The 14738-nt window shown below is 48.7% G+C and carries 12 protein-coding genes; 2 read left to right on the top strand and 10 right to left on the bottom strand.

Annotated elements, in window-relative coordinates; translation table 11 throughout:
* Positions 1-107: 107 nt before the first annotated feature.
* Positions 108-764, top strand: a complete 657-nt coding sequence (sleB, locus tag ACFQ0C_RS05730) for a spore cortex-lytic enzyme (RefSeq protein ID WP_258212926.1) — start codon at positions 108-110, stop codon at positions 762-764.
* 132 nt (positions 765-896) lie between these two features.
* On the opposite strand, the gene ACFQ0C_RS05725 is transcribed toward sleB, so the two are convergent.
* From ACFQ0C_RS05725 to ACFQ0C_RS05685, 9 genes are all read right to left on the bottom strand, one after another.
* The gene (locus ACFQ0C_RS05725) at positions 897-2807 is read right to left on the bottom strand and encodes a sensor histidine kinase (RefSeq protein ID WP_379364796.1); all 1911 of its coding nucleotides are present in this window, start codon (positions 2805-2807) and stop codon (positions 897-899) included.
* A 47-nt stretch (positions 2808-2854) separates the two neighbouring features.
* Entirely contained in the window at positions 2855-3517 is a 663-nt protein-coding gene (locus ACFQ0C_RS05720) for a response regulator (protein WP_258212924.1), read from the bottom strand.
* Positions 3518-3924: 407 nt separating this feature from the next.
* The gene (locus tag ACFQ0C_RS05715; RefSeq protein ID WP_379364793.1) at positions 3925-7800 is read right to left on the bottom strand and encodes a glycoside hydrolase family 44 protein; all 3876 of its coding nucleotides are present in this window, start codon (positions 7798-7800) and stop codon (positions 3925-3927) included.
* A 143-nt stretch (positions 7801-7943) separates the two neighbouring features.
* Complete coding sequence (locus tag ACFQ0C_RS05710) at positions 7944-8702, bottom strand: SDR family oxidoreductase (RefSeq protein ID WP_258212922.1); 759 nt, start codon at positions 8700-8702, stop codon at positions 7944-7946.
* A 294-nt stretch (positions 8703-8996) separates the two neighbouring features.
* Entirely contained in the window at positions 8997-9146 is a 150-nt protein-coding gene (locus ACFQ0C_RS05705; protein WP_258212921.1) for a hypothetical protein, read from the bottom strand.
* Positions 9147-9151: 5 nt separating this feature from the next.
* Positions 9152-9448, bottom strand: a complete 297-nt coding sequence (locus ACFQ0C_RS05700) for a ferredoxin family protein (RefSeq protein ID WP_258212920.1) — start codon at positions 9446-9448, stop codon at positions 9152-9154.
* Positions 9448-10743, bottom strand: coding sequence for an FAD-dependent oxidoreductase (locus ACFQ0C_RS05695; protein ID WP_258212919.1), 1296 nt, complete (start codon positions 10741-10743; stop codon positions 9448-9450). The genes ACFQ0C_RS05700 and ACFQ0C_RS05695 overlap by 1 nt, the downstream gene beginning before the upstream one ends.
* Complete coding sequence (locus ACFQ0C_RS05690; protein ID WP_379364789.1) at positions 10736-11761, bottom strand: electron transfer flavoprotein subunit alpha/FixB family protein; 1026 nt, start codon at positions 11759-11761, stop codon at positions 10736-10738. Before ACFQ0C_RS05690 ends, ACFQ0C_RS05695 begins: the two co-directional genes overlap by 8 nt.
* A complete protein-coding gene (locus ACFQ0C_RS05685; protein ID WP_379364787.1) occupies positions 11758-12588 on the bottom strand; it encodes an electron transfer flavoprotein subunit beta/FixA family protein in 831 nt (276 codons plus the stop codon). Before ACFQ0C_RS05685 ends, ACFQ0C_RS05690 begins: the two co-directional genes overlap by 4 nt.
* 235 nt (positions 12589-12823) lie before the next feature.
* Here ACFQ0C_RS05685 and ACFQ0C_RS05680 point away from each other — a divergent pair, with 235 nt between their 5' ends.
* The gene (locus tag ACFQ0C_RS05680) at positions 12824-13867 is read left to right on the top strand and encodes a Leu/Phe/Val dehydrogenase (RefSeq protein ID WP_379364785.1); all 1044 of its coding nucleotides are present in this window, start codon (positions 12824-12826) and stop codon (positions 13865-13867) included.
* 167 nt (positions 13868-14034) lie between these two features.
* Here ACFQ0C_RS05680 and bcp read toward each other — a convergent pair whose 3' ends face one another.
* Positions 14035-14511, bottom strand: coding sequence for a thioredoxin-dependent thiol peroxidase (bcp, locus tag ACFQ0C_RS05675; RefSeq protein WP_379364783.1), 477 nt, complete (start codon positions 14509-14511; stop codon positions 14035-14037).
* Positions 14512-14738 lie beyond the last annotated feature (227 nt).

Here is a 14738-nt window from a genome sequence, read left to right as displayed (position 1 = left end):
GAGGCTGCAGTGGATTCCGTCCATTAGCGGCCTCTTTCCAATATGTGCGGGTTGAACCCTTCTGCTGCTCCCCCTATAATTCAATAGACAAAGGGGGAATTACAGTTATGAGGAAGTATTGGAGAATAACAACCTTCGTTATTGTATTTAGCCTTTTGGGCATAGGAAGCATAGGCATAGCTAATGAGCCGGCACGAGCAGCCGCGTTATTAAAACCGGGAAGCTCGAACGGCGATGTTTGGGATTTGCAATTTCGACTTAAACTATTAGGTTATTATCCGCAGTCAATGGACGGCAATTTCGGCTACAATACATTGACAGCAGTCAGCAAGTTCCAAAAAAATTACGGATTAACCGTTGACGGTTATGCCGGTGATAAAACTTGGGCTGCATTGAAAAAATACACGTTAAACCGTGCTGAATTAGATATAATGGCAAAAACAATATATAGCGAGGCACGCGGCGAGTCCTACGAAGGACAAGTGGCCGTTGGAGCTGTTATTATGAATCGTATTCAGTCGGGGATATTCCCAAATAACATTGAAGATGTTGTATTTCAACCCGGAGCATTCACAGCAGTAGCAGATGGACAATATTGGTTGACTCCAAATGCATCAGCTTATTTAGCTGCTGAGGATGCTGTACGCGGATGGGATCCTACCTACGGTTCACTTTATTACTTCAATCCGGATACCGCTACAAGTAAATGGATTTGGTCACGGCCGCAAACCGTACAAATCGGCAACCATATTTTTGCCAAATAATGAATAAATGCCTATGAGAGAAAGCCTCCAACCGCTATCAGCGGTTCTGGAGGCTTTTTCTTTGTCGTATAAGTTAATCCGGCTTGTGGAAAACTTAAGATGACCCTGAATATGAATATTCCTATCTTCTAGCTACGCCCGTTTGGCGATTTCGATGAAAGGCTGATGCAACGGAATGTACAGACGGAGCTCCGTCCACCCATCCTGAGCTGTGAGGATACTAACCTCACCACCCAGCAGCCCGATCCGGTCGCGCATAGCAGCAAGACCCATACCAGGCAATGTCGGCCTATAGGGCTCTCCGTCGTTGCGAAGCAGAAAGTTCAGCCCGATGTCTTGCACATCCAGCTGAAAATCGAATCGATGGCATAGCCCGTGTTTGATGCCATTGGTCAATCCTTCCTGCAGCGCACGGTAAAGCATACGCTTCTGCAGCGCATCAAGCGGCGGCAACTCCCCGATCCTGCTTTCAACCTGCACTTCCATCATGCTTGATGTTTGTACCAGCAGGTCGTTCAGCACCACACGCAAATCCACCTCAACAAGAGAGTCATTCATTGCATGAATAACGGTGCGAACCTCATCCAATCCTTGTCGTACTGCTCTCTGAGCGAGATTCAGCTTATCCAAGACTAGATCAGGCTTCTTGCTCAACAACCGTTTGGCCGCCTCCAATTGGGTGATTGTGCCAACCAGGTGATGCCCTAACGTATCGTGAATTTCCTGTGCGATCCGGTTGCGTTCCTCTAACAGTGCAATCTGCTCCAACGCCTCAAGAGCTTCACGCATCGTAATCTCAAGCTGCTTGGTTCGTTCCGATACACGATCCTCCAAGGACCGAGTCAAGCTCGACAACTCCAGCGCATACGCATGAACCTGACGGTAGGTCATCATAACCCGTACAACCAAAATATAACCCAAGCATAAATCAAACAAAAAAATGCTAACGAAAATCTGATCATAACTCCAATAGTTGAAAAGCAGCGGAATATGCTCCCGCAGCATATCGCCAGCTGAATTCGGATAATTAACCAATATATGTAGTCCAACAACAATCAGCAAATTTACACAGCTAAAACGCAGCACCCCTGCTTCTCTCCGCTGAAGCGGAGAAATGGAAGCCATCCCCTGCTGTATCGACATGAAGCTGGCTATAAAGGTTAAAGCGAGCACACAGGGAACCAACGTAATCAACAGAAAATCATATAAAACTCGACTCGTCACAGCAGCGAGCACACAGAGGATGATTACGCATCCCGCCGCATGACGCATCCACCGGATATAACGGTACTGCAGCGAATCCTTCCTAACCATGGTCTCGATAAAGCCTACCCAAGCGAAGATACCGACAGGCAGCGATAAGTCATGAATACTATCCAACCACCATAAGTCTGTAGCCAGATGGGACAGATTGCTTCGTACCCATGTCGCATAACCCAATGTACAGGAGAGCAGACTGAAGTATCCATAGGCATGCTCCTGGCGATTGGCCGCGTATAAACCTAGAGCCATCAAACAAAATGCCGTGAACAACACCGTCAACGTCAGTTTCAACGCATCCCGCTTCAATAAGTCTGCCTGCAAAGCATCCATCGTGCCAAGCAGGTAACTACCAATCTGCGGTTGGCCGTGTTTATGCTCCAGTTCCACCTCAAGCGTCTGGCCGTACGCATCCGGACTGAGCTTGATGAAAGAGCCTACGAAAGCTTCACGGGCTCCATTCCGAGGATCATAATGGTAAGCGTACAGCTGTATTCCGCCTACGTATAATGTATAATCACGCTTCTCCTTCACTTGCAGAACCAAGTCAGTTCCAGTCGTCGATGGCAAAATAGTTCTGATCCGATATCGGTCGGCAGATGTCTTACCTGAGGATGCCTCGGTTTCTGCCTCCCTCACCTCCAGCGCCCAATGCTCCGATCCTGAAATATTGATCACTGAGGGGCTGTCCCAGAACAAAGCCAATGGTGCCAGCGCACATAAGAGCACCCCCAGTACATAGAGCAGGATGATGCCCAACTGCTTTCCAGATAATTTCCGCATAAACGGCTTCCACTTCCCTTGAACAAAAAGTAACAGCCTTGCGCTTTTTAATTCTTCAGCAGGTCGCGAAGAGCTGCGATAGCAAGTGTCCGGTCGTTCGTGCCGATTTTACTGTAAATGGAGCTGACATAATTTTTCACGGTACCTTCACTCATAAACATCAATCCGGCTATTTCACGGTTCGTTCTGCCTTCCAGAAGCAAGCGGGCGACTCCCCGCTCTCTCTCGGACAGAAGTGCGCTTTCCGCCTTTTTGCGAATAGCGTTAATGCCCGGCAGATGACTGGAATCCAGCGCACTGATGCGCTCGGCAAGCTTCCTGGCAACGACAGACGGCAGCATGAAGTTGCCATGGACTGCCTCACGGATCGATTGGATCAGCTGATCTCCTGGCATATCCTTCATAAGAAAACCCGCCGCCCCGCTGCTCAATCCGTCAACAATATAATCGATGTCAGAGAAGGTTGTCAGAATCAGTACAACCGCTTTCACTCCCTTCTCCCTCATTGCACGGATAGCGGCAATTCCGCCCATGCCCGGCATCTGAATATCCATCAGCACAATATCCGGCTCCAGAAGCAGTGCTTGTTCCAAAGCATCCTCCCCCGAGCGGGCCGTTCCGACTACCTGGAAATCCTCCTCAAGCCCAAGAATGGTTTGCAGCCCATCGCGCATCAAGGCCATATCATCCACAATTAAAACGCGTATCAAAGATCATCATCCTTCTCTCTTTAAGTCCGCTCTGGTATTTTCCCTCATTATAACCCCGATTCCCAGGCAGCAACAATACAATTTGTCTTGCTTATAATACAAGCTCAAGCGCCTTCATCCATGAAAAAAAGCAGTAATGTGCCCATCCATCATTTAAAATATTGCAGAACAGCCAGATATACTTCTGCTGCTTACCAGCTCACTTTGCCCGTTGCCTCTATCTTCTCATTATGGTAATCGGGTGAAGGGTTAGAAAAGAGGATATCTCCCTACTTTGCGAAATGACTTGGTCATAATATAAGATGACCGGTCATTGTCTTGCCTGCAAAAAAAAGAACCTCCATTCCCACTTTTAATAGTGGGTTTGAAGGTTCTTTTTACAGCTGTCTGGAGATGGCCTCACTTTATTAAGGCATAACGATTAGCGTTGCCGACTTCGCAGGCAATGTCAGCGAGATGCCTTGGTCAGTCCCTTGTACAGTACCCGCTGGAGCAAGGCGTTTCTGCGCTTCGAAGCGATATACGGATGCAGCTGCATTCAGCGGTAAATCCGATTGGATCTTGGCTTCGCGAGGCGCTGTATCCTTATTGAACAGCAGAACGTATTTCTTGCCCTGTGCCGATACAATTGTATAAGCACCTACCGCATCCAGATTGGAGCTTGATGCGCTGACAACGTCGCCTTCAATGCGGCTTCCTTTTCCGTCATAGTTCAAGAACAGCTTGAACGCATCCTCAAGCGGCGTATCACCGAGCAGCCCGCCCCAACGCATTGCATAGTCCACGCCTTCCCGGGCGAACAATGCAAGAGCCTCGGCTTGTGCCAATCCGCTCCCAATTCCAGTGCCGTCTCCAAAGTTATACTCGGAGATGGACAGCTTCATGCCCGGCGAGTTGCGGGCGATAATATCATGCATACGTGGTATCAGCTTCACCGGCTCCTGAATCCATGAGGACGGATCCGTAAAGTTCGGATCGTACAGTGATTTCAAAGAGTTGAAGCGGCGCTTCGTCATCGCGGTTGACTCATCGCTTGAGAAAGCAACGTTATTTTCGGCCGGATAATAGTGAATATCCAGGGTGTCAACCAAACGCTTGCCGGTTTGCTGGCGGTAATTCTCCACTTTGCCCAGGAACCATTCCAAATATGGCTTGTTGTCATGTGTCTCCATATCCTTGCCTGGGGAGCAGCCATCCTTCGCGGAATAGAAATATTCGCACCAGCCCCAAGGTACCGGACCAAAGATATTTGCTTGCGGATCAGCTTTCTTGATCGCCTCCGCATAGCCTACCGTATAATTCCAAACCTCATCGTAGGTCGTCATTTGCGGGTGAACATCCCAGTGGGAATGCGGCCATAACATCGGCTCATTATCGAGTGCATAGTTGTGGACATAAGAACCAAAGCGCTGCTTAATATGCTCAACCCATCTGCTCACGAAATCGTAGCTGACCTTCTTGGAAGTGTCCTCCGGGTTGTTCCCGGTCAGGTAGGTACCATCCTTGAGCTTGCCGTTTCCAGCATCCTTGCGGCACCAGGCTTCTTTCCAATCGCATTCGTTGCCTTGCTGCTTCCCATATTTCTCAATGGAAAAGCTCCAGCTCGTTTTGCGATCTTTCGGCGTCCAGCCGATTGTCGGCACCTGAAGCAGAACCTCTGTGCCCGTGTTTTTGGAATTTTGAATGAATTGGTCCGACAAAGAGCCGTTAGGCAGCTTCGACGGGTCCGAGTTATCATTTGCAATATTCAGGAAATACCAGTCCCCACCGCGGTTGGTCGTATCGATTTCCCAATTGTAACGGGTCATCGCATTGCCACCCCAGCGTTTAATTGGAACATTCATCGTGGAATGTCCTTGAGACGGATTATCCTCGAAGTTAACGCCGAAGATGCCTGGGCTTAATGTTCTGCGGCCTTTAGTCGAATCGATTGTAACTTGAACTGTTGGAAGCTCAGGAGCCGGCAATTTAACAACCGATGTCGTCTTCAACAGATTGATGTCGTCAAAGTAAACGGTGCCCTGATCCTTCTCGCCCCAGGCCGATACAACAATTCCATCAAACGTCAAAGCGCTCACACCAAGGTCAGCAAATTTCAGCTTAACCTCCACCCATTGATTCGCCGGAATACCGTTTGGAAGTACCAGCTCCGGATCAAGCTCTCCGACAAACGCTCTGTTGTCCATCAGATTCACGCGGAGCTTTTGCCCCCCGGTTGTACCGCCGTGAATTTTTAAAGACAAGCCATATACATGTTCCAGATCCATCTTCGTATTGCGATGCATCCATATTCCTTCATAACCTTTGGCGACGAAGGAAATCGACTTCGTGCCCGAAGCTGTAGGCTTCGCGTTGTCGAAATTTTGAGTTCCCCAGCTCCAGTTGTCGTAGCCCGCTGCCAATCCATCGGTATAGACAGCTTCTGGAGTGTAAGAAACGACCTGCACGTACATCGAAGCAGTAGCTGTGCCATAGACGGCCGTAATTTTCGCCAAGCCGTTTCCAATAGCCTTCAATTCGCCTTTATTCACAGTGATAATGTCTGGATCGCTTGTGGTCCACACTGTTTTGGCGCTAACATCAGCGCTTGTGCTGTTGGAGTAGCGTGCCTCGAAGGTCAGCTTGGCGTTGTCGCCAGGGGCAAGCACCATCCCATATTGAGACAGTACACCTTCGACCAAAGTAGGAGGCGCTACATATTTCTCCAGCAGTCGGATATCATCGAGATATACGGTACCCTGTGCCCCGTCTGTCATACCGCGGAAGAGCAAACCGTCGAAAATATTATCTTTGATTTTCAGCTCCGGAAGCTGAAGAAGTACCTTCGTCCAGCTATTGGCCGGAATTTTTCCGCCCTCTAACAGACTGCCAATATTCACACTTCCCCCAGCCTGGCCACCAGCGTTAAACACCAGCTCCAACTGCTGTCCACCTGATTCTCCGCCATTAATCCAGAACTCAAGCCGATCGTAATCCTTCACCTGAAGCACTCCGCTATCCTTGTATAGATAGAAGCCGCCATTACCGCTTGGATTGAAAGAAACAGCCTTCGTTCCGGTGTGTACGACCGAAGTATCGCCCAGATTATGCGGTGCCCAGCTGTTATCCTTAAACACCGTGCTAAGTGCATCCTCATATATGTTCAGACCTGCCTGGCCGTCATCGACCGGAGGAGGCGCAGCCTCAGTAACAAATACTTTCGCTTCGGCATGTGCCGTCCCATACACTGCAGACAGCACCGAGGACCCTACTTTAAGCCCGTTAACCGTACCGTTAACCACCGATGCCACTGTCGGATCGGACGAGCTCCAGACAACACCTTGCGTCAGTGGAGCGGAAGTCCCATTGGAATAGGCTGCGGTAGCTGTCGCTGTACCCGTTTTACCAACTAGCAAATCAAGACGTGACGGCACTACAGAAATGCCGGTGAGCACCACTGCATCCTCAGTCACCGAGACGGAAGCTGTTGCCGAGAAGCCGCCGCTTTGGGCTGTGACCACAGCGCTTCCAGCCTTTCCCGCGCTGACTTGACCCGCTGACGACACTTGGGCGACCGCCGGATCACTTGTGGTCCATGCAACGCCTTGCGTCAATGGCGAGTTTGAACCGTCGGAATAAGCACCTACCGCCGTTATCGCACTATTCTGTCCCGTCTTCAGCTGCAGCGCAGCCGGAGACAGCGAGATTCCGGTCAGCTTCTTCTCCGCCGTTATCCCTCCGTTAGTCAAGACAATATCATCGAGGTATACGTCCGGCTGCTGACCGGATGTCGTACCTCGAATCAGAATACCGTCGAATAACCCTCCAGGAATGTTCAGCTTGCTTAGATCGATACTTGCCTTCTGCCACGTTTCAGTCCCAAACAACGAACCGTTTATGGGACTCGAGGCGACAGGCTGTCCACCTGCCTGCAGGACAACCTCTAGCTTCTGGGCGCTGCCCTTACCGCCGTTCAGCCATAGCTCCAACGTTGGGTAGTCGGACACCTTGACAATGCGGTCCTTGTATAAATACAGCCCGTCGTCATTATTAGGCTTCATGCGGATCGATTTGCTTCCCGTGTGAACAGTCTTTGCCTCCGATAAAGTATGATTGGCCCAACTGTAATCAGAGAAAGAGCTGTTAAGCTTATCATCATAAACCGTCAATTTCGCTGGCGAACCGGCAGCTTCTGCCGCTGGCAGCCGTCCTAAGTCCACAGCCAAGCCTGAACCGACCAAAGCGAACGCCATAGCCAATTTCAAGCTAACGGCAGCCCTTTTGAATATTGTTTGTTTCACCATAAGAACCTCCTTAAATAATTTCATCACTGCTCCTATTTTGGCTTTTTATGGAAAAAACGGCTCATCCTCTCAAACCGCCTTATCCATATGCGTCAAAGCCTGGTCATTTCCCTAAACAACGGATCATACCAACTGCACATGGCTTACCATGGTATGACGCCATTCTCATCAAAAAAGCCTCCTGTTGGTCCATCGTCAGGCAGCGTAGCCAAGCGGACAACAACAACCGCTGCCTGTTGAACCGTGCGATCCCCTTGATGATCATTCATATCGGTGGCCGTATAGCCGGGATCGGCAGCATTGATTTTGATCGCTGTGTCCTTCAGCTCATAGGCAAATTGAATCGTGAGCGCATTAACAGCCGTTTTCGATGAATTGTAGCCAATGATTTTGAACTTGGCGAATTCATATTCGGGGTCGCAGTTCTGCGTTAGCGAGCCCAAACCGCTGGACATGTTAACGATCCGCCCGGCTTCGGATTTACGAAGCAACGGCAGCATCCCCTGCGTTACGGCAAACATTCCAAAGAAATTCGTTTCGAATGTTTGCCGCAGCAGTGAGCTGTCCAACTGGCTGGGCGGGGCATTGTCCAGAAATACGCCCGCGTTGTTCACCAATACATCCAGCTTGGTGAACTGCTCCTCGATCTGCCTGACAGCTCGGGCAATTGTACCCGAGTGGGTTACGTCCAACTGGGTGGAATACGCCTCTATTCCCTCCTTTCTAAGCGCCGATGCCGCTTCTTCTCCCTTCGTCCGATTTCTGGCACCGAGCACAACGGCGAAGCCCCTGGCGCCTAGCTGCCGGGCTGTTTCCAGACCGATTCCCTTATTGCCGCCAGTGATAAGAGCAATTTTTGCTGCACCTTCAGCAAGATGCGTGCTTGCAGCTGATTGACTCATGCTCGTTCTTCCTCCTCTGCTTATTTCAATGAGAATCCCTCAGTCCCCTATCATTATCGGCAATAGCCGAAGGCAGCGAATAGAGGCTTAGCTCCTGCATTTGGACTGACCGGGTAACGAACATCTATGACATGTCACTCGCTGCTTGTACATATTTCACTTAATCTGAGCGCTAACGAAGGATTTTTAGGGGAGAGCTTCAAATCGTATGCGAACGTCCGGACATGCTAAAAACGCCGGTACAATAAAGCTCTGCGTACGCGGCGTTATAGTATAAAATGCCTGAGTTGATGACTACTCCGACGATTTCTCCAGCAGCTCACCCTTTTCCCAGCTTACAAAATGATCCTCCCATACGATATGGTAAACGCTATCAGCAATTTCAAGAATAATGCCTCTCGTCCCATCCGGCGAAAAAATAACACAATCCCCGACTTTCAACATGCGGATCACCCCAATCTAAAGACGATTCCATGACCACCTTTTGGGTATTCCCATTTAATATTTTGATGAGGACAGCCTATGCGGCAGCTTCCACATTCATGGCAGCCCTCATAGCCAACATGCATGCGGATGTTCTCCCATTTGTATACTTCCGCCGGACAAAAAATCGTACATATTTTATCAGGACATTTGGTCGCGCATATATCCGCATCCAATACCGTCAGATGGGACTTGGTGTCTGCATTAAAGCGCAGTAAATATTGCTTCTCCTCAATCGACTGGCCTTTCGTCTCGTCGCTCATTACTTCATCACCTTCCAAGCCCGGTACATGTCACGGGCTATTCTCAGCTTCTCCTTAAACGATCCGATATCTCGCCATATTTTCTTCTGTTTCTCTCTCTTCGACGTGCCGTCAACGGTAAACATCTGGCTTGCCGCACGATTCATCATCGGGATATATTGATCGAAGTACTGTGGAAATTTATCAAAATGATGGGTCGAATCCTTATACTTTTTCAAATCCTGACCGACGAAGCTTTCCATCAACCGCTTCCGGTAATGGTCCAGCATAGGCTCGGAATAATCTCCTGCTTGCTTGGCCATCACAATCGTTTCGGCAGCAATACGTCCAGATGTCATAGCCATGTTAGATCCTTCGCGATGAATCGCATTCACAAGCTGTGCAGCATCGCCAACCACAAGCACCCCGGGGGCCGCCACCTTAGGCATCGAATAATAGCCACCCTCTGGGATCAAATGGGCCAAATATTCCTGAGACTCGCTCCCTTGAAGGTAAGGACGAACCATCGGATGCTTTTTGACATATTCCAGCAGCTCGTATGGTTTTAGCTTATGCTTGATAAGGCCCGAAAGTAAGGTACCAACGCCTATGCTTAACGTATCTTTATTGGTGTACAGAAAACCCGTTCCCAGAATCCCCTTGGTCGCATCTCCGAACAGTTCAATCGTACAGCCCTGATTTTCCTCCAGGCCAAAGCGGTCTTCAATGACTTTCCTATCCAGCTTTAAAATCTCCATTGTGGCCAATGCAACCTCATCCGGCTTAAACTCTTTGTGGAAACCAAGCGATTTGGCAAGCAGCGAATTGACTCCATCTGCCAGCACAACAACATTGGCATACAGATCCCCATCCGGTCGATCCGTCCGCACCCCAACAACCCGACCGTTTTCCTGAATACACTCCAGCACGACCGTTTCGTTTACCAGTAATGCACCCTGTTCCACAGCCTTTTGTGCAAACCACTGATCAAACTTAGCTCTAAGCACAGTAAAATTGTTATAAGGCTCTTGTCCCCATTCCAAACCTTTATAGCCGAAGGTTAACGCCGATTCCTTATCCAGCATCATGAACCGCTGCTCCACAATGGGCCGCTCCAGAGGGGCCTCCTTGTAAAAATCGGGGATAATCTCCTCCATCATTTGCCGATAAAGCACGCCGCCCATCACGTTCTTGGAGCCCGGATACTCCCCTCGTTCCAGCAGCAGCACCTTTACTCCTGCTTTGGCGAGCTCATACGCGCAGGCAATGCCCGCGGGCCCTGCCCCAACGACAATACATTCAAATTGATCAGGCATGCCCATCTTCCTTTCCATTCCATGCGTAGTTAAATTGCTCAATCAACATAGGTACAATCTCGAATGCATCCCCGACAATACCGTAATGACAAGCCTGGAATATAGCTGCATCCGGGTCTTTATTAATGGCAATAATGAGTCCGGAATTTTGCATGCCGACAATATGCTGAATCGCTCCTGAAATGCCAATCGCAAAATATATTTTTGGGGTTACCGTAACCCCTGTCTGACCAACCTGATGATGATGCTCGATCCATCCTGCTTCGACAACATCCCGGCTGCCTCCTACAGCAGCACCTAATACATCAGCCAGCTGATGAATAAGTTGAAACCCGCTTGGGCTTCCAAGCCCCTTTCCTCCGGCTACAATAATATCCGCTTCATCGATACGAACCTGCTTGACTGTATCCCGCACAATTTCCAGTACTTTGGTGCGAACCTCCTCCTCTTTCAATGGAATCGATTCTTCAATCAGCTTCCCTCTTCGTCCCGGTTCAGGAGGCAATGCCTTCATCACCTTGGGGCGGACAGTTGCCATTTGGGGACGGTACTTTTTACAAAGAATCGTCGCCATAATATTGCCCCCGAAGGCAGGTCGGCTAGCCAGCAGCAATCCGGTGTCCTCTTCCACATCCAATATAGTCGTGTCAGCCGTTAAGCCGGTGGGAAGATCGGTTGCCACAGCGCTTGCCAAATCCTTCCCTGTTGAAGTGGCCCCGTAAAGGATGATCTCCGGCTTGTATTTCTCCGTACAGCTTAGCAGTGCTTTCATGAACGTCTCGGTACGGTAATGTTTAAAAATAGGGCTGTCATAGGTATAAACGGTATCCGCTCCGTACTCAAACACAGTATCCGCTAGAGCCGTAATCTGATCACCGATTAAAATCCCCGCCAGTTCGTCCCCTCTCTTGTCAGCAAGCCGCCGCCCCGCCCCAAGCAATTCCAGGGAAACCGGTGCAATACGCCCTTCCTTCTCCTCAATAAATACCCAGACTCCCCGGTAATCCTCGAAGTTCATTGAATATCACCCCTAGCCTGAAACAATTCTTTCTTTTCCATTAAAATGCCAAGCAGTTGTGCAACCTGTTCATTCGCAGCGCCTTCCAGCTTGCTTCCCCCCTGCGGCTTCTGCGGCGCCCACACTGATGACACAATCGTAGGCGATCCTTTTAGCCCAAGCTGAGTCCTGTCCACATCTTCCAAATCATTGACCGACCAAATATGAGGTTGATAGTAAGCCGCTTTGATCATGTTGGGCATCGAGGAATAGGGCACTTCATTAATTTCCTTTTCAACCGAAAACAAGCAGGGCAATGTAGATTGAATGATTTCATAGCCGTCTTCCAGCTTGCGGTGAACAATAACGTACCCATGCTCCTTATTAATCTCGGCGACCTTCTTGACCGATGTAAGCGGAGGAATATCTAGTCTTCGGGCTATACCAGGACCTACTTGGCCGGTATCTCCGTCAATAGTCATTTTTCCGCAAATGATAAGGTCAACCGGCAGGATGGTAGCAATTTTGTCAATGGCTTTGGTCAATGCATAGCTGGTTGCAAGCGTATCCGCTCCGGCAAAAGCCCGGTCAGAGATCATGTAGCCCTCATCTGCACCGATTTCAATGCATTTTTTGATCGCTTTTACCGCTGGCGGCGGCCCCATGGTGAGTACAGATACAGTGCCGCCATACCTGTTTTTGAGTCGAACCGCTTCCTCAACCGCATGAGCGTCATAAGGATTCAAAATCGCTGGTGCACTAGAACGATCCATCGTATTGGTCTTCGGGTTCATCTTGATGATCTTCGTATCCGGTACCTGCTTAATACAGGCAACTATATGAAGCATCTCCCAGCACCCCCTTCCTTTTAATCCGTTACTTTTTGAATAATATAGTATATTTGAGAATCTTCTATTCGATGCCCATTCCACGAAGATACATTTGTCTTTTTTCAAATTGGACCGCTGTAACAGACAAGGAGTAACTTGAATATTAGTATAAGTGAGAGTTTAAAGGTGAAGACAAGATTCGATATCGAGTAAGCTTCCCAGATTCTTTGTAATCAAAAGGGGGAGATTCTAAATGTCTATATTAGACGAAATGGAAAAATTTCAATGCGAACAGCTGGTGTTTTGTCAGGATCCCAGCAGCGGGCTCAGGGCAATCATCGCGATTCATAATACAAAGCTCGGGCCTGCTTTGGGCGGATGCCGGATGTGGAAATATGCAACGGAAGAAGAGGCTGTAACCGACGCTCTCAGACTGGCTAAAGGAATGACTTACAAAGCTGCTGTATCCGGACTTCAATTCGGCGGTGGAAAAGCCGTCATTATCGGGAATCCGAACAAGGATAAATCTATGGCCAAATTTCGCTCCTTGGGCCAGTTCATTCAAAAGCTGCAAGGCCGTTATATTACAGGAATTGATTTGGGAACAACCGTTCAAGATATGGATTGGGTAAATATAGAGTCCGAGTATGTGACAGATGTAACAGGTTCTCTGGGTGCATTCGGCGAGTTCACTGCTGAAATGACGGCATACGGAGTTTTTCTTGGGATTAAAGCTTCTGTTGGGAAGGTCTATGGCTCGGAGCTGCTGAAGGATAAAACCGTTGCTGTGCAAGGACTTGGAAAAGTAGGCTACTTTCTGTGCCGATATTTGCACGAAGCTGGTGTTCAATTAGTCGTTACCGATATTAATCCAGACCGCGTGAAAAAAGCTGTGAGTGCTTTTGGAGCCCGGTCTGTTCCCGTTGATGATATATTCAGTGAAGCTTGCGATGTATTTGCCCCTTGTGCACTTGGAGGTATTCTTAACGATCAGACACTGCCCCGGCTAAAGTGTAAAATCGTCGCAGGAGGAGCCAATAACCAGCTCGCTGAAGATAGACATGGAGAAGCTCTGCATAGCGCAGGCATTCTCTATGCACCCGATTATGTTATCAATGCCGGAGGCTTGATCACAACGGCAGTAGATTTAGGAGGCTTTGATGCCCCCTATGCCAAGAGGCGGGTAGAACGCATATATAGTACAATCATGAGCGTATTCCATATGTCCGAAACTGGAGGAATATGTACTTCTTTGGCTGCCGACCGTATGGCGGAGCAAGTGCTCGCCAAGGCTTGAAGTTATGGCTGAATGCCGGAACAAATATGCAAGGCGGATACAATGCCAGCCGTATCTTGCGACGTTAAAGCATGGCACAAAAACAGCGTCCTCCTTAACACAGGAAGACGCTGAAGCAGTTTCTTGAATTATTTAATTGAATGATTAAAGGCTGCCCTTACAGCAGTCTACTGCATGGATTCCTGTTTAACAGCTTCCAGTACTTCTGCCACATGGCCATCCACCTGAACTATGCGCCATTCTCTCACTAATACACCCTGTTCATCAATAAGAAATGTAGACCTTTCCACACCGTAAAACTGCTGTCCATCTCTTTCCCTCAGCTTCCAAACTCCGAATTCATTGCATACCTTCTGGTCAACGTCGGAAAGCAGCAGGAACGGAAGCTGGTATTCCGCTATAAAGTTATCATGTGAGGCAATATCGTCTGGACTGATTCCAATTACTTCTGTATTCAGACTTGCAAATTGGCCGTTGTAATCTCTGAATTCGCATGATTCTTTCGTACAACCCGGAGTCATGTCTCTGGGATAAAAATAAATGACGACCTTTTTACCCCGAAAATCACTTAGCGATACATCCTTTCCGTTCGAAGCCGGCAGGTTGAAATCAGGGACCGTTTGTTGAATTTGGACAGTGGACATGTTGTTCCTCCTCAGAGATTTTCTAGTACGAAACCGACAGATAGACACGCGCAAGCTAGTCAGGCTACAGCTTGACTATAACCCTTTTTTATCCTCAAGAGAAGCTCTTTCTTTCTTCAATAATTTTGTACACATATCTGTTTCCATGTCTAATTGAGGCTGAACCCATTATTGTATTATTATGTACTTTTTTCCTGTGTACAGGCTTTTATTTGCTTGTTACGACC

Origin of the sequence: Paenibacillus sp. GCM10027630, from assembly GCF_042676305.1 — a bacterium.
Lineage (GTDB): Bacteria > Bacillota > Bacilli > Paenibacillales > NBRC-103111 > Paenibacillus_S.
The sequence above is the reverse complement of the archived record's forward strand: the minus strand, read 5'-3'. Positions and strand labels throughout refer to the sequence as shown.